Below are 18,975 nucleotides of genomic sequence, written 5' to 3'. Positions count from 1 at the left end.
CGCCGTGACCCACGGTAGCGCTCAGATAAGCCCGGCAAGCGGGCTGCTCGGATCGGCATACATCCGCTTGCCCATGCGTCCGGCGCGATAGGCCAGCCGCCCACTTTCCACCGCCGCCTTCATCGCGCGGGCCATCAGAATCGGGTCCTTGGCCTCGGCGATGGCGGTGTTCATCAGCACCCCGTCGCAGCCAAGCTCCATCGCCGCCGCCGCGTCGCTCGCCGTACCGACGCCGGCATCGACCAGTACCGGGACCTTGGCACCCTCGACGATCAGGCGGATGGTGACCGGGTTCTGGACGCCGAGCCCCGATCCGATCGGCGCACCCAGCGGCATGATCGCCACCGCGCCGGCTTCCTCGCAGCGCCGGGCCATGATCGGATCGTCGGTGCAATAGACCATCACCTCGAACCCTTCCTTGGTCAGAAGCTCGGTTGCGCGGACGGTCTCGATCATGTCGGGATAGAGCGTCTTGGCCTCGGCCAGCACCTCCAGCTTGACCAGCTTCCAGCCCCCCGCCTCGCGCGCCAGGCGCAGCGTACGGATTGCCTCCTCGGCTGTGAAGCAACCGGCGGTGTTGGGCAGGTAGGTCGTGACCTTGGGATCGATATAGTCGGTCAGCTTCGGCGCGTTGGGATCGGTCAGGTTCACCCGCCGCACCGCCACCGTGACGATCTCCGCACCGCTCGCCGCCACCGCCGCCGCATTCTGCTCGAGGCTCTTGTACTTGCCCGTCCCGACGATCAGCCGCGAGGAGAAGGTGCGCCCGGCGACGGTCCACGTGTCGGCATCGGCAGGGACGGCGGAGGAAGTGACTGGAAGAGTGGCCATGCGCGCTGATATGAGCGCTTGGCCGATGCTTGCAACGTTGCTCTTCCTATTGGCCGCCGAGCCCGACGTGGTGGTCACCCGCTCAGCCGCCGTTCCGGCGATCGAGCGCATCCTCAAGGCCGACAATCTCGACGTCAACACGCTCTCGCCGCAGGAAATTGCCGCTGCAATGCGGGACATCCGCCAAGGCGCCGCGCCGAGCGACTTCTGGGTCGCTTATCAAGCGCATGTGAAAGCGTGGAGCGACTATGCCGCAGCACTCGACGCGGCGGCGAAGCGTCAGCCGGGTGAGCCGGCTTCAGCAGGCACCGAATGGGCGGTGGGCGAAGCGCGCACCCGCATCAACGCGACCTTCGACACGGTGGAGCGGCTCGCCCGCCACCGCGGCGCAACCATCCCCTTGCCCTGCACCCGGATCTGATCAGCCGCCGCCGACGAAGTGGACGATCTCGTAATCGTCGCCATCCTCGACCAGCACCTCGGCCAACGTCGAACGCGGCACGATCTCGAGATTGCGTTCGACCGCGACCCGCGCGGGATCCAGCCCGAGTTCGCCGACCAGCGCTGCGACAGTGGTTCCGGCGGCCACCCGGCGATGCTCGCCGTTGACCTTGATGCTGTGGGTTTCGGTTTCGCTCATTTGACTTCGCCCATCTAGGTGGCGGATGAGACTGCCGCAATGCGCAAGATCCTTGTCCTGAACGGCCCCAACCTCAATCGCCTCGGCACTCGGGAGCCCGAAGTCTATGGCTCCGATACGCTCGACGACATCGCCGCCCGGCTTCACGAGCAAGCCGCATCCCTCGAAGTCGAGGTCGACGTCCGCCAGAGCAATCACGAAGGCCATCTCGTCGACTGGTTGCACGAAGCGGCGGACGAAGGCGCTCACGCCGTGGTCCTCAATGCCGGCGGCCTCACCCACACGTCGGTCGCCCTGCGCGATGCGGTGAGCGCGATCCCGACGCCGGTGATCGAGGTCCACCTCAGCAACCCTCAGGCGCGCGAGAGCTTTCGCCACCAAAGCCTTATTGCAGGCGTTTGCATTGGCTCGATCAGTGGCTTCGGGCCTGCCTCCTACACGCTGGCACTGGACGCCGCGGTCCGGCTCTGACAGAGCGCGCGGCGACAGATTACAGGAATTTTTCAATGTCTGACGAGCAAAAGCAGATGCGCATCGATGCCGGTCTGGTTCGCGAACTCGCCGAATTGCTGAGCGCCAACGAATTGTCCGAGATCGAGGTCGAGGACGGCGATCGCAAGATCCGCGTCCGCCGCGAAATGACGGTGGCCGCCGCGCCCGTGCAGCATGTCGTTGCCGCGCCGCAGGCGATGGCCGCTGCGCCCGCTGCCGCTGCTGGAGCTGACGCCGCGCCCTCCGCCGCGCCCGAGCCCGCCGGTGATATCGTCCGCTCGCCGATGGTCGGCACCTGCTATCTCGCCGCCGAACCGGGCGCCGCCAACTTCGTCAGCGTCGGCGACACGGTGAAGCAGGGCGACACCCTGCTGATCGTGGAAGCGATGAAGGTGATGAACCCGATCCAGGCCCCGCGCGGGGGCAAGATCACGCAGCTGATGGTCGCCAATGCGCAGCCGGTCGAATTCGACCAGCCGCTGGTGGTCATCGAATAATCATGCGCGCCATCAACAAGCTGCTGATCGCCAATCGCGGCGAGATCGCGCTTCGAATCCTGCGTGCGGCCAAGGAACAGGGGATCAGGACGGTGGCGGTGCACTCCACCGCCGATGCCGATGCGATGCACGTGCGCCTCGCCGACGAAGCGGTCTGCATCGGCCCGCCCGCGGCGCGCGATTCCTACCTCAACATCCCGAACATCATCTCGGCGGCCGAGATCGTCCACGCCGACGCGATCCACCCCGGTTACGGCTTCCTTTCGGAGAACGCGCAGTTCGCGGAGATCGTCGAGCTTCACAACATCATCTGGGTCGGTCCCAAGCCCGAGCATATCCGGGTGATGGGCGACAAGGTCGAAGCCAAGCGCACCGCAGCCAAGCTCGGCCTGCCGCTGGTTCCCGGCTCGCCCGGTCCGATCAGCGACCTCGACGAGGCCAAGGCGATCGCCGATGAGATCGGCTATCCGGTGCTGATCAAGGCCGCGTCGGGCGGCGGCGGGCGCGGCATGAAGGTGGTGCCCGAGCCCGAGCAGCTCGAGACCCTGATGGCGCAGGCCTCGTCGGAAGCGAATGCCGCGTTCGGCGATCCAACCGTCTACATGGAAAAGTATCTCGGCGACCCGAAGCACATCGAATATCAGATCTTCGGTGACGGCGAGGGCGGCGCGATCCATCTTGGCGAGCGCGATTGTTCGGTGCAGCGCCGCCACCAGAAGGTCATCGAAGAAGCGCCCTCACCAGTCGTGTCCGCCGCTCAGCGCGCCGAGATGGGTGAGCGCGTTCGCAAGGCAATGGCCGACATGGGCTATCGCGGCGCCGGCACGATCGAGTTCCTATACGAGAACGGCGAATTCTACTTCATCGAGATGAACACCCGGCTTCAGGTCGAGCATCCGGTGACCGAAATGATCAGCGGGCTCGATCTCGTCGCCGAGCAGCTTCGCATCGCCGAAGGCCGCGGCCTGTCGGTAACGCAGGACCAGGTCGTGCTGAAGGGCCACTCCATCGAGTGCCGGATCAACGCCGAGGACCCGGTGACGTTCGCCCCCTCGCCCGGCCTGGTGAAGAACTTCGTCGCCCCCGGCGGCTTCCAGACCCGCGTCGATAGCGGGCTTTATTCCGGCTACAAGGTGCCTCCGTATTACGACAGCATGATCGGCAAGCTGATCGTGTGGGGCGAGGACCGCGAGGCCGCCATGTGCCGCCTCCGCCGCGCGCTTGAGGAATTCGTGATCGAAGGGCCCAAGACCAACGTGCCGCTGCACCAGCGCATTCTCAAGGAACCGGAGTTCGCGTCCGGCGAGTATACGATCAAATGGCTGGAGCGCTGGCTGGACGAACAACGGGAGGCTTGAGCGCGTCCCGGTAACGCCAGTCACTCCGGCGCGTTACATCCGATACGATGAGCCTTCCGCTCGACCCTGATCTCGTGCTGCGCGGCTATGCCGCCGGCATCTTCCCGATGGCCGACGACCGCGCCAGCGACGATCTGTTCTGGGTCGAGCCGCGCGCGCGGGCGATCCTCCCGCCGGACCGCTTCCACTGCTCGCGCAGTCTCGCCAAGCGGCTCCGCTCGGGCCGCTTCACCGTCACCGCCGACCGCGATTTCGCCGCCGTCCTGCTCGGTTGCGCCGACCGCCCGCAGACCTGGATCAACGGCCCGATCGAAGCGGCCATGCTCGCCCTCCACGCCCGCGCCCAGGCCCATTCGGTCGAAGTGTGGCTGGACAGCGAACTGGTCGGCGGGGTCTATGGCGTGGTGCTTGGCCGGGCGTTCTTCGCCGAAAGCATGTTCAGCCGCGCGACCGACGCATCAAAGGTCGCGCTCGCCTTCCTCATGGCGCGGCTCAAGGTCGGCCACTTCACCCTGTGCGACTGCCAGTTCCTGACGGACCACCTCGCCTCGCTCGGCGCGGTGGAAGTGCCCCGCAAACGCTACGTCGGGTTGCTCGGCGACGCATTGCGCTCCGCCCTTGACCCGCCGCGGCCCGACTGGACCTCGTTGGACGGGCTGCTGTCGTCAGACAGCGTTTCGGCCTCGTCCGAGGCCGCCGGGAAGCTCATCGTGCAGCTCTTGGGCCAGACGTCGTAGACGCGGTTCTCGACCACGTTCAGCGACGGACTTTCCTTGTAGAGCCAGCCCGAAAAGACCCGGTTGAAGGTGCCTGAGGGCTGCCGAACGTCGACTTGCACGAACGCGCCGGTCAGCTGGTCGAACTCCCACGGGGGGGTCGTCTCGCACGCGCGCAAGCGGATGATCAGGTCATCGACCCGCAACGCCTGACCCGGCTTCATGCGGATATCACGCGAGATACCGTTGCGCTTGTTCAGGATGCCGAGCACCGCCACCCGCTCGTTCATCGGCGTGGTGCCAGGGGCCAGCGGCTCGGCCTTGACCGGGGCCGCCGCCTTTTCGGCCTGTTTTTCGCCGCGCCCGGGCAAGCGGTCGCAGCCGGCAACGCAAAGGCCGATTGCCACCAGTGCCGCGAGCTGCTTCAGCACCTCAGTCCGGGGTCCAGGCCTGATAATCGCCGGTCGCCGCCGCCCGCTTGCCGCCGCGCGACAGCGATCCTGCCGGGCGATAGGTCTCGCCCGTTCCCGACAGATTGGGCACTCCCGGCTTCTGGAACGCCCGCGCGGGCGGAAGCGCCTTGTCCGGTACATCGCCGATCTGCCCGCGCAGCCAGCTCTGCCATTGCGGCGGAGTCCGGCTGGCATCGTTCGAGCCGTTATACATCACCCACCGGCGGGCGGGATCCTTGCGATGCTCGAAATAGACGTTGCCCGACTCATCGCGCCCAACCTCGCGGCCGTGACGACGCGTGAACAGCGACGTGCCGAGAGTGGCGCCGTTCCACCAGGTGAAGATGCTGGCCAAGAATCCCATGGCGCCTGCCCCTAGCGGGTCCGGGCTGTCCGGAGCAAGCCTACTGCGCCGATGCCGGGGCGGAGGTGTGCGCCCACTCCACCTTGTCGCCCGCCTTGATCCCCAGTTCGGCGGTGCGACCGCCGGCCAGTTCCAGCACCGCGCCCACCGGTTCGAGCGACGGCACCGGCTCGAGGCTCAGCGGAACCGTATTCTCGGCGATGTTGACGATGGTGCCGTCAGGCCGGACGAAGATGATATCGAGAGGGATCAGCGTGTTCTTCATCCAGAAGCTCGCCATCCGCGGCGGCTCGTGCGGGAAGATCATGCCGCGATCGGGCGCAAGGCTCGGCCGGTTCATGAGCCCGGTTTCCTGCTCTTGCGGAGAGGCCGCCACTTCGACGGTGAAGTTATGCACCTTGCCGGCCGCAGTGCGGATCGTCAGCGGCACCTGTTCGAGCCCGGCGGCGGAGCGTTCGAGCTTGGGGCTTTCCCCGCCGGTCGGCTGGCAGGCGGCGGCGCTCAGCGCGAGCGGAAGCGCCGCGAGCAGCGCCAGCCGGCTCAATCCGCGCGGAGGTCGACGGCGGTCAGCCCCTTGCGCCCCTCGGCGATCCGCGCCGACAAGAGGTCGCCCGGCTGCAATTCGTTCAGCGCCGCCCGGCGCACCGTTTCCATGTGAAGGAAGATGTCCTGGTCCGGGCTGTCCACCCGATTGACGAAGCCATATCCTTTGACGCGATTGAACCACTTGACCTCCACCGGCTCGAACGGCCCAGCGCCGTCCAGCAAGGCGGTCCGGTTGGAGCGTTCTTCCGACGAGTCGCTGGAGCTTCGCACCACCACCGCCTGCGCCAGATCGATCTCCACCACGCGGATCGCCTGCAGGCCGCGATCCTGCCGCACCACGTCGCAAGTCACAACCGCTCCTTCGGGAAGGGACCGGCGGTTATGTTCGCGAAGAACGGAAAAATGCACCAGCACGTCGCCGCTGATCGCATCGCTGACGAGGAATCCGAAGCCGCGGGTGGCATCGAACCACTTGATGCGCCCTTGAACGCGAAGCCCCGACGCACTGTCGAGCGAGCCTTCTGCCGGCGAGTCTACAGCGCGCACGGACGGCGCCGGAGCGGCGTCCAGCCGAGCTTCGTCTTTCGACGCCGACGCATACTCACGTTGCACGAAGCCACCTATAGCATTGTTCATCCCGAACCGGAAGGTTACAGAGCCAGAACAAACCCGCCCTAGGCATCGTCGCCAAATCCCTCCACTTGTCCGGGAGCCGCGGCGACGATCCGCCGGGCGAGGTCCATCGGATGGCCCGCCCGCAGCATGGCGGCAAGCGCCTTTTGCCGCGCCGCAGGATCGCTTGGGGTGTTTGAATAAGGCCCGATCCGCCGCCGTTGGGCAAAGCGAAGAGCTGCCGCCACCTGCTGCTCGTCGGCGTGGGCCAGTGCCTCGCTGCCGTCCTCGGCGCCGATCCCGCTGGCGGCAAGCACCATGCGCACCCGTCCCTTGCCATAACCGCGCCGGGTAAGGCTGGCCGCCTTCATGCCCGCGAACGCCGCATCATCAATGAAGCCGAGATCCACGACCTTGTCGACAACCGCCGCGATGTTTGGCTCCTCCTTACCGGTCCATTCGCGCTCGCGCAGCTTGCGGCCAAGATAGGAAGACAGCTTGCCCCGGCTGGTGGCGAAGCGCGCGACATAGCCGAAGGCAAGCTCCTGCAGCCCGGCCTGATCGAGCGGCCGCGCACGCCTTTCTCTCTGCCGATTGTACCGGTCGCCGCGCTCGTCCCCGCTCACACTGTATCTTGCCGCTGCCCCATACGGCCTTCTTTGTGCCACAGTCGAACGCGAACAACCACGCTGCATAAAGGCACGTGCGGCGCAGCTGATCCGCATGAGCCGACCACACGGATCAAGCCAGGACAGGACCAGCGTGCCGGACGCCATCACCCAGACCAATCCGCTGGCCCCGCCGGGCGCGACCCCGACCCGCGACGCGCTTCCGCGCCGTCTCGCGGACTTTCGTACGCTCGGTGAAGCCCTGGACTATGCGGCGACCGGCGAACGCGGTCTGAACTTCCACGATCCGCGCGGCACGCTGACCCTTTCATACCCTTATTCTGCGCTTCGGCTGGCGGCGCTCGACCATGCTCGCCGCTTCCTCGCGCTCGGCCTTGCCAAGGGTGAGCGCGTCGCCGTGGTCGCCGAGACTGGCCCTGAGTTCGCCGCTGGGTTCTTCGGCGCGGTCTATGCCGGCTTGTGGCCTGTGCCGCTGCCGCTGCCGACCAGCTTCGGCGGCCGCGAGGCGTACGTCGAACAGCTCTCCGTCATGCTCGGCAGCTCGGACCCCGCGCTGTTCCTCTATCCGGTCGAACTCGCCGACTTCTGCCAGGAAGCCGCCGCCCGCCGCGAGGTCAAGGCGATGAGCTGGGAAGAACTCGACGCCGCCAGCTTCGACGCCGACGCCGTGCTGCCCGAAAGCCAGCCGGACGACATCGCCTATCTGCAATACAGCAGCGGCTCGACCCGCTTCCCGCATGGCGTCGCGGTGACCCACCACGCGCTGCTCGACAACCTTCGCGCGCACAGCCTCGGCCTCAAGGTTGAGGAGACCGATCGCTGCATCAGCTGGCTGCCCTGGTACCATGACATGGGCCTCGTCGGCTGCCTGCTGTCGCCGGTCGCCAACCAGATCAGCGTCGATTATATGAAGACGGAGGATTTCGCCCGCCGTCCGCTCGCCTGGCTCGACCTCATCAGCCGCAACCCCGGCACCACCCTCTCCTATTCGCCGACCTTCGGCTACGACATTTGCGCCCGCCGCATGAGCTCGCAGATCAAGGCCGGTGAGCGCTTCGACCTGTCGCGCTGGCGGATTGCGGGCAATGGCGCGGACATGATCCGTCCCGACGTCATGCAGGCGTTCGTTGATGCCTTCTCCGACGCGGGTTTCCAGGCTAGCGCCTTCTGCCCGTCCTACGGCCTTGCCGAAGCGACCCTGGCGGTCAGCGTCATGCCTCCGGGCGAAGGCATCCGCCTCGAACTGGTCGAAGAAAGCCAGCTTTCGGGCGCCGCTGCTGAAGACGGTGAAGACCGGCCCAAGCGCTACCGCGCCATCGTGAACTGCGGCCGCGCCGTTGAAGGCATGGAGATCGAAGTCCGCGACAGTGACGGCGCGTTGCTTCCCGACCGCGAAATCGGCAAGGTCTGGGTGCGCGGTTCGAGCGTCATGGTGGGCTACTATCGCGACCAGGAAGCGACCGACGCCTGCATGGTCGGCGGCTGGCTCGACACCGGCGACATGGGCTATCTGTCCGGCGGCTACATCTTCATCGTCGGCCGCGCCAAGGACATGATCATCATCAACGGCCGCAACCACTGGCCGCAGGATATCGAGTGGGCCGTGGAGCAGCTCCCCGGCTTCAAGTCGGGCGATATTGCCGCGTTTGCAATCACTGGACCGTCGGGCGAGGAGCAGCCGGCGGTGCTGGTTCACTGCCGCGTGTCGGACCTGGCGGAACGCAGCCGACTGCGCGACGACATCAAGGAGCGTGTCCGCGCCATCATCGGGATGAGCCCGGTGGTCGAATTGATCCCGCCGCGCAGCCTGCCGCGCACCAGTTCGGGCAAGCTCAGCCGTACCAAGGCTCGCAATCTCTACCTGTCTGGCGAGATCGTGCCGCTGGATCTCGCCGCCTGATAACGACTTGCTAACCACAGTCGGTCCACGCTCGCCCGGAGCATCGGGACGGGACACGTGGGCGGCACTTTGGTTCATCAGATCAGCGGCGCGATCTTCGCGACCGGGTTCCTGCTGTTGCTCTGCACGCTGGTCGAGCGCATCAATTCGCGCGGCACCTTCCGCTGGGCAGAACGCTGGCCAGGCGTGTTGTTCGGCCTGCTCAATCCCGTCTTCGCCATCCTTGTCGCGATCCCGCTCAAGACGTTGTGGGCAAAGGTCGGGCTTGGCCCCGTGATCCATCTCGCGCCGCTCGGCCTTGGTGTCGCCGGAACCACGGCGTTACTCCTGCTGCTGACCGACTTGCTGATGTATTGGGAGCATCGCTTCGAGCATCGCTTCTTCTGGCCGGTCCACGCGGTCCACCATTCGGTGGAGCATCTCAGCGCTGCCAACAGCTACAGCCATCCGGCGCAGTTCCTGCCGATGTTCGCGATCATCACCGTGCCGCTGTCGCTGATCGACGTCGGCAGCATCGCCGTGCCCGCGCTGGTCTCGACCGTGGTCTTCTTCCTCCAGCTCTTCATCCATTCGCCGGTGAAGCTCAGCTTCGGCCCCTTGCGCCACCTCTTCGTCGATCCGGCTTTCCACCGTATCCACCACAGCATGGAAGAACGGCATTTCGACCGCAATTTCTCGATCCTCTTCTCCTTCTGGGATCGGATCTTCGGAACCCAGGTCATGCCCGAGAAGGGTCAATGGCCGGTCGTCGGCATCCACGAAGCCGCCTCGCCACGCTCGGTCGGCGAGCTCCTCGCCTTTCCGCTGCGGTTGTGGGGCATTCTGCCGCCACTCGGCGCCGCTTCCTCGCCACCGCACGAGACGAGCGCCTTGCCAGAAGCGGACGCCCCGGCTAACCGGCACTCGGCCTTAGGGGTATAGCTCAGTTGGTAGAGCATCGGTCTCCAAAACCGAGGGTCGTGGGTTCGAGTCCCTCTGCCCCTGCCAGGCCTAGGCGCTGCCCGGTATTTTTATCACCAGCGCGCTTTTTCCTCATGGATGGCGACAGCCCAGCGGCGTCTATCTGAATGTCAGACCCTGAACCGACCCTCGTCAAGGATGCGCTGATACTCTCGTGGACGGTGCGTCCTGCGACAAACATGCCGGGGAGCACGCTCAACGAGCCGGGCCTTCGCTTAAGTCAGTATCTTAAAGCATTGCTTTTCTATATCCACGAAGTTCCGCAAGTCGATCGGATATTAATACTGGAAAATTCGGGATACGATTTTACTACTCTCCGATCTCTCATAATCGATGTTGGTGGCGCGGACAAAGTCGCCTTTATATCGACCGATACCAATTACGATCCTTCGCGTGGAAAGGGTTACGCTGAGTTTAGAATGTACGATGAGGGATTATCGCGGGCTACAGGGCTTACCCCTTCAACGAGACTCTGGAAGATTACAGGTCGACTGATCGTAGAGAATCTAGCCGCGATTATTAGCTCGGCGCCGAATTTCAACGATTTACCTAGCTTATACTGCGATCTTCGTAAACTCCCTTTCATTCCTCCATCTACCTTTGGACACTGGATGGAGGCGCGGCTATTCGCTTTCAACTACCCCTTCTACGAACGGCATTTTCAAGGCCGACTTGGAAAGAATTATATTATCGAGGAGGATCTCTTTACTATCGTCTTTCAGTTATTGAGAAATTATACTGTTGGTGAAATGATTGTACCTCGCTTCAAGAAGCAGCCAATCTTCCGAGGGCAGTCTGGGTACAGTTCAAAATCATATCTCAGCGGCAAACATCTTCTTGCGCATCACGCGCGTCGCTTCACGAGGCAGCTTGTCCCATCGCTCTGGCTATAGTGTTGCGAAGCTCCAAGATTGGCATCTGGGAGGCCCAGACATCGATAACACGCATTTGGGCGCTGGCTAGCGTTAGGCCCGCCAACCTTGAACCCCGCCGCGAGCCGCGCTACATGCGCCATCGACCGAGGTCCGGCGGAGCCATCCGCGGACCTCGTTTTTCTATCACTTGAAGAGGCAAGCGCCCGGCCATGGCAAAGACAACTCCCGGCGAATTCATCCGCCAGGTCCACGTCGAAGCGGGCAAGGTCGTCTGGCCAACCGGCAAGGAAACCTGGGTCACGGCCGTCATGGTGTTCCTGCTCACCGCCTTGCTCGCGCTCTTCTTCTTCGCCGTGGACAGCGGTTTCGCCGCGATCGTCCAGTTCCTCCTCGGCCTGCTCGCTTAAGGGTATCCCATGTCCCGCTGGTACATCATCCACGCTTACTCGGGCTTCGAGAACAAGGTGCGCGAGTCGATTCTGTCGGAAGCCAAGCGCCTGAACCTTGAGCAGCTCGTCGAGTCGGTCGAAGTGCCGACCGAAAAGGTGACCGAGATCCGCCGCGGCAAGAAGGTCACCAGCGACCGCAAGTTCTTCCCTGGTTACGTGCTCGCCAAGCTCGGCATGAACGACGACGTCTACCACCTCGTCAAGAACACGCCCAAGGTGACCGGTTTCCTGGGGCCCAACGGCAAGCCGCAGGCGATCAGCGAGGCCGAGGCCGCGCGCATCCTCAACACCAAGGAAGAAGCCGCCGCCGCCGCGCCCAAGGCCAAGATCAATGTCGACTATGAGATCGGCGACAGCGTCAAGGTGCTGGACGGTCCGTTCGCGAGCTTCAACGGCGTGGTCGAGGAACTCGATTTCGACCGTGGCCGCGTGAAGGTCGGCGTCTCCATCTTCGGCCGCGCCACCCCAGTCGAGCTCGAGTTCGAGCAGGTCGAGCTGGTCAAGTAAGGCTTGGGGGCGCTTGGCGGCGTCAGCCGCAGGTGTCCGCGATCAGCCTCACCGTTTCGGCGGGCTCATCCCATAGCGGAAAGTGACCGCTGTGCTCGAACCAGTGCAGGCGTGCGCTCGGAAAGCGCTTGGCGGCGCGATCGGCTTGGATCGGCAGGCACAGGCGGTCATGGCGCCCCCATCCGATTGCTACCCGGCCGCCAGTCGTGGCGGTTCCCTCCTGCCCGGGACCATAGCCAAGGTCCTGGATCAGCGAGGGCACGGTCGGTGTCTCAGCCAACGTGCGCAGCTCTTCGGCAACGAAGCCGCCGTCCAGCGCCCACGGACGCGCCGACAATTGCGCCAGCAACGCTGAACGGCTCGCCGCATTGCTCGCCAGTGTCGGAAGCGCGGGCTTCAACGCCTTCACCAGCGCCCGCGACGCCGTCAGGGTCGTTACGGTGAAATGCCGTTCCCACCCTTCCCAGAACCCGCCGGGATCAAGCGCCACGACGTTGCCGGCAAGCCCCCGCCTTGCAAGCTCCAGCACGATTCTTGCGCCAAGCGAACTGCCAACCATGTCGACGCCGGTCATGCGCGTCGCTTCCATCCATGCCGCGACCGATCGCACCAGACCGGCAAAGGTGCCGCTGTCCGCTTCGGCCGGGCTCGCGCCATGCCCTGGAAGGTCGATGACCATGACCCGGCGTGCCTGAGCCAGGGGATGGAGGATCGGCTCCCACGCATGGCCGCTGCTGCCAAGCCCGTGCACCAGAAGGAGCGGTTTGCCGCGTCCGTGATCGACCATCTTCATCATCCGCCCCCAACGACCTGTGAACGGTCGCGGGTCCAGCGGACACAAGAAGAGCCGGGAAGGCAGGACTCCCCGGCTCTTGCTTGTCACCTGAGATAAGGATCAGGCGAACGTGTGTTCCGGCACCATGTAGCCAGATCCGCCGAGCACCGACATCGGCGCCTGAGCCGGGTTGCTGACGATGAAGTCGTTCGCGGTGACGGTGCCGGTGCCGAGCAGCGACAGGGCGACGTCGGGTCCGCCCTTGCCGTCGACATTGATGTACACGATCGTCACCTGACCACCGTAGGTGCTGGTGCCATCGATCCCGTCGATGTCATAGCCAAGCGCGGTTTCCGCGCCCTTGACGCTGTCGAACACGCGAATGCTGATGTCGCCGACATCGCGGTTGGCACCGAGACCGGTCAGCTCGATGCTCCCGAAGTTGAACCCGCTAAGATCGATCTTGTCGGTTCCGCTGGTGAAATCGAGGATCGTGTCGGTCGAGAAGCTGCCGCTCTTGCCCGACGACTGGGTGCTGTTGAGCTCGGCAACGAACACGTCCTTGCCGCTTCCACCGGTCATGAAGTCACGGCCATCGCCGCCGACCAGCCGGTCGTCGCCAGCACCGCCCGACAGAACGTTGGCTTGCGCGTTGCCGGTGATCACGTTGTTGAGCGCGTTGCCCGTTCCGGTCTTGGCCGAGCCGGTCAGGGTGAGGTTCTCGACATTGTCGGTCAGCGCGTAGTTGACCGAGCTCAGGACCGTGTCGGTGCCTTCGTTCGCCAGTTCGGTCACGACGTCGCCCGCCGCGTCGACGACGAAGGTGTCGTTGCCGAGGCCGCCGAGCATCTCGTCATTGCCGAGCCCGCCGTCGAGCAGGTCGTTGCCGGCGCCCGCACCGATCAGGTCGTTGCCGGCATTGCCGCGCAGGATGTTGTCGGCGCTGTTGCCGACAATGGTGTCAGCGCCCGAGCCACCGATCGCATTCTCGATGATCACGCCATAAGCGATGCCGACGTTGTCGGTCAGGCGACCAACCGCCGGATTCGCCTTCAGCGCGGCCATGTTCGTGTCGTAGATCTCCTTGGTGTAGCCCGTGTTGGAGATGCCGGCCGCGGTGCGATTGGCGAGCACCTGCTCGTAGGACGGCGCCGTGTCGTAGGTCACGCCGCCGATGCTGCTCAGCGAGCCCGGGGTAAGATCGATCAGCTGCTGGGTCGCATAGCCCGAAGCGTCAATCGTATCGTTTCCGCCAGCGTCCCAGATCGCCATGATCGGCGCCGGAGTCTTGGAGAAGTCGAAGCTGTCACGGCCGGTGTTGCTGTTGAAGCCGTAGACGGTGTCGCCGGTCCGGGTCGTCATGTCGGCGCCGTACATGCGCTGAATGGCGAGAATGTCGTGGATCAGCGGAACGCCCGAATAAACGGTCTGCGAGATGTTGAAGTCAAAGTGGCGCGCGCCGCCCAGCGAGCCGGCGTTGAAGTAGGACATCACGGTGTAGGCGCGGGTGTCCTGCGCATATTCCGCGTTGGCGCCGTAGGTGATGCTGAGACCCGGCGCCGCGTTATAGGCACCCGGATGGCTGAGGCCGAGCGCGTGGCCGGCTTCGTGCAGCAGGGTCTGGAGACCGTAGCCACCTTCGTCGAGCTGGAAGTTGCTGGCCTGGCTCTTCGAAATCCAGATATCGCCGCCCAGCTCGCGCGACTGACCGCCGTTCAGGCCGTCGATCGACTTGTTCGGCAGATAGGCATAGGCCTGCGTCGTCGGTGCGCTGGCCAGATTGGCGAAATTGATGTCGGCATCGTTGGCGTTGACTTCGCGGAAGGACACCGCGGCGACATCGTCCCACGACTGCATGGCTTCTCGCGCAGCAGCGCGCTGCTCGGCCGAGAAGGTCGCAAAGTTGAAGTATTCGGAGTAGCCGGAGAGGCCGCCCGCCGCATTCCGAAACACATAGCCATTGCTGTAAACGTCGGTTTGCGTTTCCATGAACCCGTAGGTGATCGTCTTGTTGTCGTCACCGATGTTGTTCTGGATTCCCTCCAGGCCGCTATCGTTGGTGCCATCGACCCAGCCACCGCCGGAGCGGTTCAGATAGGCCGCGACCTGCGTGGCAGTGAAGATAGGCTTGCCATTCGGATGGGTTGTGCCACCCGAGCCATCGATCGAAGCCTCAAGCGGTGTGACGTAGTCGGAGCTTACTTCCACCGGCATCGAGCAGGCAGGGCAGGCGCAGCCGAGATTTCCGGCGTCATGTGCAATTACTTCAGTCACCAACTAGCACCCCCGAGGATCAGGTCGACAGCCATCATGCGGCCGAGCACAAGGCTCGTCCCGCCAACTTCAAGCCGACGAAAAGTGAAGAGAATCAATGGCTTTGATTTAGCCGGGGGTATGCGTATGAAGAGTGTAACTACTCGTCAATATGCTTAATGGGTTCTTCACCATTATTTGTTTTGGATGTGTCAAAAGGGAAAATGGGCGTGAACATGACGACCTTGATGGTGGCCACGGCGGCCACCACCCTCAGCGCCTGTGCCGTGAAGCAGCCCGCCAACGAACCGGCCGCGCCGCCCGCCACCACTCCCGGCGAACGCAGGGGAGGCGAGCAGATCGAGCGCTCGCCGACGCAGCCGCCGGCCGAGATTGATCCGCCGCACGTGGATCCCGGCCCGCGGGTTCCGCCGCCGCCGGGCAATGAGGCCGCGCCCTCTTCCTAATTGCCGCCACCTCTGCTAGGGGCGCCGCCTTCCAGCATCACTGGAGCCACCGCGGGAGCTTCGGACGCAAGTTCGGGGCGCTTGTACCGCTAAACTAAACCGCTTCGGCTCGGCCGAAGCAGAAGAGAGTGACATGGCCAAGAAAATTACCGGCTATATCAAGCTGCAGGTGCCGGCCGGCGCCGCCAATCCGTCCCCGCCGATCGGCCCTGCCCTGGGTCAGCGCGGCGTCAACATCATGGAATTCTGCAAGGCGTTCAATGCGTCGACGCAGGAAATGGAAAAGGGCATGCCGATCCCGACGGTGATCACCGTCTATGCGGATCGCAGCTTCTCCTTCGCCACCAAGACCCCGCCGGCGTCGTTCCTGATCAAGAAGGCCGCTGGCCTGAAGTCGGGTTCGAAGGAGCCGGGCAAGGTCTCCGCGGGCAAGATCAAGCGCAGCCAGCTGAGCGAGATCGCCGAAGCGAAGATGAAGGATCTGAACGCCAACGACATCGAGGCCGCGACCAAGATCATCGAAGGCAGCGCCCGCGCGATGGGCCTCGAAGTGGTGGAGGGCTAAGAACATGGCCAAGCTGACCAAGAAGCAGAAGAGCCAGGCCGACCAGGTCAACCGCGACAAGCTCTATGGCGTCGATGAAGCCATTGCGCTCGCCAAGACCCTCGCCACCGCCAAGTTCGACGAGTCGATCGAAGTTGCGCTGAACCTCGGCGTCGATCCGCGTCACGCCGACCAGATGGTCCGCGGCGTCGTCAACCTGCCCAAGGGCACCGGCAAGACCGTCCGCGTCGCCGTGTTCGCCAAGGGCGCCAAGGCCGACGAAGCTACCGCCGCCGGTGCCGACCGCGTCGGTGCCGAGGACCTGATGGAAGAAATGCAGGCCGGCAAGCTCGACTATGACCGCGTCATCGCGACGCCGGACATGATGGGCGTCGTCGGCCGCCTTGGTAAGGTGCTGGGTCCCAAGGGCTTGATGCCGAACCCGAAGCTCGGCACCGTCACCATGGACGTCACCAAGGCTGTCACCGACGCCAAGGCCGGCCAGATCGAATTCCGCGTCGAAAAGGCCGGCATCATCCACGCCGGCATCGGCAAGGCGAGCTTCGCCGCCGAAGATTTGCGCGCCAATTATGACGCGTTCGTCGACGCCATCACCAAGGCCAAGCCGGCTGGCGCCAAGGGCAAGTACCTGAAGAAGGCGGCGATCAGCTCCTCGATGGGCCCGGGCATCAAGGTCCAGCTCGAAGAGGGCGTGGCGTAAGCCTCACCACCTTTGTTTGACCTAGCGAGGGCCGCGGCGGAAACGTCGCGGCCCTTTCTCGTTGGGCTCTGCAAAGGAGCTTTTCAACATGATCGACAACCCCCGCGACCCTCTTGACCAGCCCACCGACTCGGCCGCGGAGGCGGAGCTCGACGCCGAGGAAACCGAGTTCAGCAACGATCATCCCCTCGCCTCGCCCAACGAACTCGCCGGCGACGCGCAAAGCGGGATCGACATGGAATTCCTCGCCCGCGACATCGCCGATGCCGAGGGCGCGGCAAGCGGCGCGGCGCTTGAAGAGGAAGTCGACACGCTGCCGCTCGAAGGCAAATAACGCCCCTCGGCAGATGCGCGTGGCCGGGCTACGGCGGAACCATGCCCGCCCCGGCCTCCTTCGACGCGATCATCCTCGGTGCCGGCGGCGCCGGGCTGATGTGCGCCGCTACCGCAGCCCAGCGTGGACGCAAGGTGCTGGTGCTCGACCATGCACCCGAGCCCGGCCGCAAGATCCTCATCTCGGGCGGCGGCCGCTGCAACTTCACCAACATCGGAGCCGCTCCGGACCGCTACCTCAGCGCCAATCCACACTTCGCCCGCTCGGCGCTTGCCCGCTACACGCCCCACGACTTTCTCGAGCTGGTCGCCAAGCACCGCATCGCCTGGCACGAAAAAACGCTGGGCCAGCTGTTCTGCGACGGGTCGGCGCGGCAGATCGTCGCCATGCTGCTGGGCGAATGCGCGGGCGCGACCATCCGCTGCGATGCGCCCATCCGCGACATCGACCATGACGGCACCCGCTTTCGCGTCACTGCCGGCGAAGGCGTGGCCGAAGCACCCGCGCTGGTAATCGCCACCGGTGGCCCGTCCATTCCGAAGCTCGGCGCCACCGGCTTCGCCTACGAACTTGCCAAGCGCTTCGGCCTCAAGCTGGTCGAGCCCCGCCCCGCGCTCGTGCCGCTGACGCTCGGCGCCGACGAAACCCTGTTCCGCTCCCTCTCCGGCGTCGCCACCCCGGTCGAAGCGCGCGCGGGGGGCGCCGCCTTCCGTGAAGCGGCCCTCTTCACCCACAAGGGCATGAGCGGCCCGGCCATCCTCCAGGTGTCGAGCTACTGGCGGCACGGTCAGGCGGTCGCGATCGACTTTCTGACGCAAGCTCGCCCCGGCTGGCTGCGCGACGCCAAACGCCAGCGCCCCCGGGCCAAGCTCCCGGCGATTCTCGGCGAGCAATTGCCTGCTCGCCTCGCGGACGCCCTTGCCGAGCGCATCGGCCTTGCCGCCGAACTCGGCAATGCGCCCGACAAGGCACTCGAAGCCGCCGAGCGCCGCCTTGCCGACTGGGCGTTCACCCCAAACGGCACCGAGGGCTTCGCCAAGGCCGAAGTCACTGTCGGCGGGATCAGCACGGCGGAGCTTTCCCAGCAGACGATGGAGGCGCGCAAGGTGCCGGGCCTGTTTGCCATCGGGGAAGCAGTGGACGTCACAGGCTGGCTAGGCGGCTACAACTTTCAATGGGCCTGGGCATCCGGCGTCGCGGCAGGCCAGGCACTGTGATCGCTGCGGCGAACGGAGGGACAAGCAACGCCCTCGTTCGTTCTCCCGCCGCAAGGCCGGCTGTGTCCGGCCCAGTGGATGGAGGAAGCAGCCATGGAAAACACCCAGACGAGCCGCGAGCAGGGCACCAGCACGGGCACCCGCGACGTCACCTACGATCTGACGGCCGTGCTGTATCACGCACTGCAGGGCGTCGAGAATTGCCAGATCTATGCCGGGGACGCGCAGGGCAAGCAGGAGCATCGCCAGTTCTTTGAGCAAGCCATGCAGGCGCAGAAGCAGTTGGCCGAGCAGGCAAAGCGACTGCTGCACGATTGCTTGATGCAGGAAGTTCAGGGCGGTTCGCAGCAGAACCCGGCAACCAGTGCCTTCGGCCAGCAGGGCATGAGTGCGGGTGGCAGCGGCGGCACCATGGCCGGCGACGTCGCCTCGACCCAGACACACAGCTTCGACGAAGCACGCGAGGATGGCAGCGCCTTCCGCTTCGCCAGTGGCCAGACCGAAGGCGGTTCCGACCAGTTCGAGAGCGGCAGCGAACAGGACCGCCAGGGCGGCTCGGCGCTGACCTCCGGCCAGCAGGTCGGCGGCACCCACAACGACCCGAGTTCTGGCCAGTTCGGCCAGAGCGGCTTTGGCCAGGGTCAGCGGCACGGCGAAATGACGACCGGCGGCGGTGGATCCAGCAGCTTCTGATTGCAGGATAATCTGGCGGCGGAGAGGGTCATGAAAGGACCTTTTCCGCCGTTTGCCGTTCAGTCGTGTTGATCTGGCCGTATGCCGTCTGATCGACCACCGCAGCCTTGGCATAGAAGCTGACGCGCATCAGCGCTGGCAAG

The 18,975-nt window shown here is 64.9% G+C and carries 24 protein-coding genes, 1 tRNA gene and 1 pseudogene; 17 read left to right on the top strand and 9 right to left on the bottom strand.

The features are described from left to right. Positions 1-21 precede the first annotated feature (21 nt). Positions 22-831 carry a sulfur carrier protein ThiS gene (locus ACP69Z_RS06595; protein ID WP_426266725.1) on the bottom strand — a complete coding sequence of 270 codons (810 nt, stop codon included), beginning with the start codon at positions 829-831 and terminating at the stop codon, positions 22-24. Here ACP69Z_RS06595 and ACP69Z_RS06590 point away from each other — a divergent pair. Beyond that, positions 830-1,252, top strand: coding sequence for a hypothetical protein (locus tag ACP69Z_RS06590; RefSeq protein ID WP_426266724.1), 423 nt, complete (start codon positions 830-832; stop codon positions 1,250-1,252). The genes ACP69Z_RS06595 and ACP69Z_RS06590 overlap by 2 nt on opposite strands. Here ACP69Z_RS06590 and thiS read toward each other — a convergent pair whose 3' ends face one another. Continuing rightward, a complete protein-coding gene (thiS, locus tag ACP69Z_RS06585) occupies positions 1,253-1,471 on the bottom strand; it encodes a sulfur carrier protein ThiS (RefSeq protein WP_426266723.1) in 219 nt (72 codons plus the stop codon). Between the two features lie 39 nt (positions 1,472-1,510). On the opposite strand from thiS, the gene aroQ reads away from it, so the two are divergent. From aroQ to aat, 4 genes are read left to right on the top strand one after another with little or no spacing between them, the layout of a single operon-like run. Beyond that, entirely contained in the window at positions 1,511-1,942 is a 432-nt protein-coding gene (aroQ, locus tag ACP69Z_RS06580; protein ID WP_426266722.1) for a type II 3-dehydroquinate dehydratase, read from the top strand. Positions 1,943-1,977: 35 nt separating this feature from the next. Next, positions 1,978-2,460: an acetyl-CoA carboxylase biotin carboxyl carrier protein gene (accB, locus tag ACP69Z_RS06575; RefSeq protein ID WP_426266721.1), complete on the top strand. Its 483-nt coding sequence runs from the start codon at positions 1,978-1,980 to the stop codon at positions 2,458-2,460. 2 nt (positions 2,461-2,462) lie between these two features. Next, entirely contained in the window at positions 2,463-3,818 is a 1,356-nt protein-coding gene (gene accC / locus ACP69Z_RS06570) for an acetyl-CoA carboxylase biotin carboxylase subunit (RefSeq protein ID WP_426266720.1), read from the top strand. A gap of 47 nt (positions 3,819-3,865) precedes the next feature. Further along, positions 3,866-4,555, top strand: a complete 690-nt coding sequence (gene aat / locus ACP69Z_RS06565) for a leucyl/phenylalanyl-tRNA--protein transferase (RefSeq protein WP_426266719.1) — start codon at positions 3,866-3,868, stop codon at positions 4,553-4,555. Positions 4,556-4,590: 35 nt separating this feature from the next. Here aat and ACP69Z_RS06560 read toward each other — a convergent pair. The 5 genes and pseudogenes from ACP69Z_RS06560 to ACP69Z_RS06540 all read right to left on the bottom strand — a co-directional run. Beyond that, a pseudogene (locus ACP69Z_RS06560) lies at positions 4,591-4,758 on the bottom strand (DUF2155 domain-containing protein); the annotation flags it as partial. Positions 4,759-4,966: 208 nt separating this feature from the next. Continuing rightward, positions 4,967-5,350 (bottom strand): NADH:ubiquinone oxidoreductase subunit NDUFA12, encoded by a 384-nt coding sequence (locus tag ACP69Z_RS06555; RefSeq protein ID WP_426266718.1) that lies wholly within the window; start codon positions 5,348-5,350, stop codon positions 4,967-4,969. 40 nt (positions 5,351-5,390) lie between these two features. Then, on the bottom strand, positions 5,391-5,894 hold the full coding sequence (locus tag ACP69Z_RS06550; protein ID WP_426266717.1) for a DUF192 domain-containing protein: 504 nt from the start codon (positions 5,892-5,894) through the stop codon (positions 5,391-5,393). Next, positions 5,891-6,442, bottom strand: a complete 552-nt coding sequence (locus ACP69Z_RS06545; protein WP_426266716.1) for a cold-shock protein — start codon at positions 6,440-6,442, stop codon at positions 5,891-5,893. Before ACP69Z_RS06545 ends, ACP69Z_RS06550 begins: the two co-directional genes overlap by 4 nt. Positions 6,443-6,570: 128 nt before the next feature. After that, positions 6,571-7,134, bottom strand: coding sequence for a regulatory protein RecX (locus ACP69Z_RS06540; protein ID WP_426266715.1), 564 nt, complete (start codon positions 7,132-7,134; stop codon positions 6,571-6,573). A 97-nt stretch (positions 7,135-7,231) separates the two neighbouring features. Here ACP69Z_RS06540 and ACP69Z_RS06535 point away from each other — a divergent pair, with 97 nt between their 5' ends. From ACP69Z_RS06535 to nusG, 6 genes are all read left to right on the top strand, one after another. After that, on the top strand, positions 7,232-9,037 hold the full coding sequence (locus ACP69Z_RS06535) for a fatty acyl-AMP ligase (RefSeq protein ID WP_426266714.1): 1,806 nt from the start codon (positions 7,232-7,234) through the stop codon (positions 9,035-9,037). Positions 9,038-9,106: 69 nt separating this feature from the next. Then, positions 9,107-9,958: a sterol desaturase family protein gene (locus ACP69Z_RS06530; protein ID WP_426266713.1), complete on the top strand. Its 852-nt coding sequence runs from the start codon at positions 9,107-9,109 to the stop codon at positions 9,956-9,958. Beyond that, a tRNA-Trp gene (locus ACP69Z_RS06525) sits at positions 9,949-10,024 on the top strand. The genes ACP69Z_RS06530 and ACP69Z_RS06525 overlap by 10 nt, the downstream gene beginning before the upstream one ends. Positions 10,025-10,104: 80 nt before the next feature. Continuing rightward, positions 10,105-10,890: a hypothetical protein gene (locus tag ACP69Z_RS06520; protein ID WP_426266712.1), complete on the top strand. Its 786-nt coding sequence runs from the start codon at positions 10,105-10,107 to the stop codon at positions 10,888-10,890. Positions 10,891-11,081: 191 nt separating this feature from the next. Then, the gene (secE, locus tag ACP69Z_RS06515; protein WP_426266711.1) at positions 11,082-11,279 is read left to right on the top strand and encodes a preprotein translocase subunit SecE; all 198 of its coding nucleotides are present in this window, start codon (positions 11,082-11,084) and stop codon (positions 11,277-11,279) included. A gap of 9 nt (positions 11,280-11,288) precedes the next feature. Next, on the top strand, positions 11,289-11,828 hold the full coding sequence (nusG, locus tag ACP69Z_RS06510; RefSeq protein WP_338502934.1) for a transcription termination/antitermination protein NusG: 540 nt from the start codon (positions 11,289-11,291) through the stop codon (positions 11,826-11,828). Between the two features lie 22 nt (positions 11,829-11,850). Here the strand turns inward: nusG and ACP69Z_RS06505 are convergent, their stop codons facing one another. Beyond that, positions 11,851-12,624 carry an alpha/beta fold hydrolase gene (locus tag ACP69Z_RS06505; protein WP_426266710.1) on the bottom strand — a complete coding sequence of 258 codons (774 nt, stop codon included), beginning with the start codon at positions 12,622-12,624 and terminating at the stop codon, positions 11,851-11,853. A gap of 99 nt (positions 12,625-12,723) precedes the next feature. Then, a complete protein-coding gene (locus ACP69Z_RS06500; RefSeq protein WP_426266709.1) occupies positions 12,724-14,877 on the bottom strand; it encodes a M10 family metallopeptidase C-terminal domain-containing protein in 2,154 nt (717 codons plus the stop codon). Between the two features lie 209 nt (positions 14,878-15,086). Between ACP69Z_RS06500 and ACP69Z_RS06495 the strand changes: the two genes are divergently transcribed. The 6 genes from ACP69Z_RS06495 (at position 15,087) to ACP69Z_RS06470 (ending at position 18,832) form a co-directional block, all read left to right on the top strand. Continuing rightward, positions 15,087-15,323 carry a hypothetical protein gene (locus tag ACP69Z_RS06495; RefSeq protein ID WP_426266708.1) on the top strand — a complete coding sequence of 79 codons (237 nt, stop codon included), beginning with the start codon at positions 15,087-15,089 and terminating at the stop codon, positions 15,321-15,323. A gap of 133 nt (positions 15,324-15,456) precedes the next feature. Beyond that, entirely contained in the window at positions 15,457-15,888 is a 432-nt protein-coding gene (gene rplK / locus ACP69Z_RS06490; RefSeq protein ID WP_338502930.1) for a 50S ribosomal protein L11, read from the top strand. Positions 15,889-15,892: 4 nt separating this feature from the next. Continuing rightward, positions 15,893-16,588, top strand: a complete 696-nt coding sequence (gene rplA / locus ACP69Z_RS06485; protein WP_426266707.1) for a 50S ribosomal protein L1 — start codon at positions 15,893-15,895, stop codon at positions 16,586-16,588. Positions 16,589-16,676: 88 nt separating this feature from the next. Continuing rightward, the gene (locus ACP69Z_RS06480; protein ID WP_426266706.1) at positions 16,677-16,922 is read left to right on the top strand and encodes a hypothetical protein; all 246 of its coding nucleotides are present in this window, start codon (positions 16,677-16,679) and stop codon (positions 16,920-16,922) included. 41 nt (positions 16,923-16,963) lie between these two features. Then, the gene (locus ACP69Z_RS06475) at positions 16,964-18,139 is read left to right on the top strand and encodes an NAD(P)/FAD-dependent oxidoreductase (RefSeq protein WP_426266705.1); all 1,176 of its coding nucleotides are present in this window, start codon (positions 16,964-16,966) and stop codon (positions 18,137-18,139) included. A 93-nt stretch (positions 18,140-18,232) separates the two neighbouring features. Continuing rightward, positions 18,233-18,832: a hypothetical protein gene (locus tag ACP69Z_RS06470; protein WP_426266704.1), complete on the top strand. Its 600-nt coding sequence runs from the start codon at positions 18,233-18,235 to the stop codon at positions 18,830-18,832. Positions 18,833-18,975: the final 143 nt, after the last annotated feature.

Source organism: Sphingomonas sp. LHG3443-2, from assembly GCF_049896405.1.
In the GTDB taxonomy this organism is placed as follows: Bacteria; Pseudomonadota; Alphaproteobacteria; order Sphingomonadales; family Sphingomonadaceae; genus Sphingomicrobium.
This window is presented reverse-complemented; position numbering and strand designations above follow the sequence as displayed.

What these genes read in the sequence shown, in the direction of transcription:
- ACP69Z_RS06590 (WP_426266724.1), top strand. Translation starts at nt 830, where the DNA reads ATGCGCGCTGATATGAGCGCTTGGCCGATGCTTGCAACGTTGCTCTTC.
- ACP69Z_RS06595 (WP_426266725.1), bottom strand. Translation starts at nt 831, where the DNA reads ATGGCCACTCTTCCAGTCACTTCCTCCGCCGTCCCTGCCGATGCCGAC.
- thiS (WP_426266723.1), bottom strand. Translation starts at nt 1,471, where the DNA reads ATGAGCGAAACCGAAACCCACAGCATCAAGGTCAACGGCGAGCATCGC.
- aroQ (WP_426266722.1), top strand. Translation starts at nt 1,511, where the DNA reads ATGCGCAAGATCCTTGTCCTGAACGGCCCCAACCTCAATCGCCTCGGC.
- accB (WP_426266721.1), top strand. Translation starts at nt 1,978, where the DNA reads ATGTCTGACGAGCAAAAGCAGATGCGCATCGATGCCGGTCTGGTTCGC.
- accC (WP_426266720.1), top strand. Translation starts at nt 2,463, where the DNA reads ATGCGCGCCATCAACAAGCTGCTGATCGCCAATCGCGGCGAGATCGCG.
- aat (WP_426266719.1), top strand. Translation starts at nt 3,866, where the DNA reads ATGAGCCTTCCGCTCGACCCTGATCTCGTGCTGCGCGGCTATGCCGCC.
- ACP69Z_RS06555 (WP_426266718.1), bottom strand. Translation starts at nt 5,350, where the DNA reads ATGGGATTCTTGGCCAGCATCTTCACCTGGTGGAACGGCGCCACTCTC.
- ACP69Z_RS06535 (WP_426266714.1), top strand. Translation starts at nt 7,232, where the DNA reads ATGAGCCGACCACACGGATCAAGCCAGGACAGGACCAGCGTGCCGGAC.
- ACP69Z_RS06520 (WP_426266712.1), top strand. Translation starts at nt 10,105, where the DNA reads ATGTCAGACCCTGAACCGACCCTCGTCAAGGATGCGCTGATACTCTCG.
- secE (WP_426266711.1), top strand. Translation starts at nt 11,082, where the DNA reads ATGGCAAAGACAACTCCCGGCGAATTCATCCGCCAGGTCCACGTCGAA.
- nusG (WP_338502934.1), top strand. Translation starts at nt 11,289, where the DNA reads ATGTCCCGCTGGTACATCATCCACGCTTACTCGGGCTTCGAGAACAAG.
- ACP69Z_RS06505 (WP_426266710.1), bottom strand. Translation starts at nt 12,624, where the DNA reads ATGATGAAGATGGTCGATCACGGACGCGGCAAACCGCTCCTTCTGGTG.
- rplK (WP_338502930.1), top strand. Translation starts at nt 15,457, where the DNA reads ATGGCCAAGAAAATTACCGGCTATATCAAGCTGCAGGTGCCGGCCGGC.
- rplA (WP_426266707.1), top strand. Translation starts at nt 15,893, where the DNA reads ATGGCCAAGCTGACCAAGAAGCAGAAGAGCCAGGCCGACCAGGTCAAC.
- ACP69Z_RS06480 (WP_426266706.1), top strand. Translation starts at nt 16,677, where the DNA reads ATGATCGACAACCCCCGCGACCCTCTTGACCAGCCCACCGACTCGGCC.
- ACP69Z_RS06475 (WP_426266705.1), top strand. Translation starts at nt 16,964, where the DNA reads ATGCCCGCCCCGGCCTCCTTCGACGCGATCATCCTCGGTGCCGGCGGC.
- ACP69Z_RS06470 (WP_426266704.1), top strand. Translation starts at nt 18,233, where the DNA reads ATGGAAAACACCCAGACGAGCCGCGAGCAGGGCACCAGCACGGGCACC.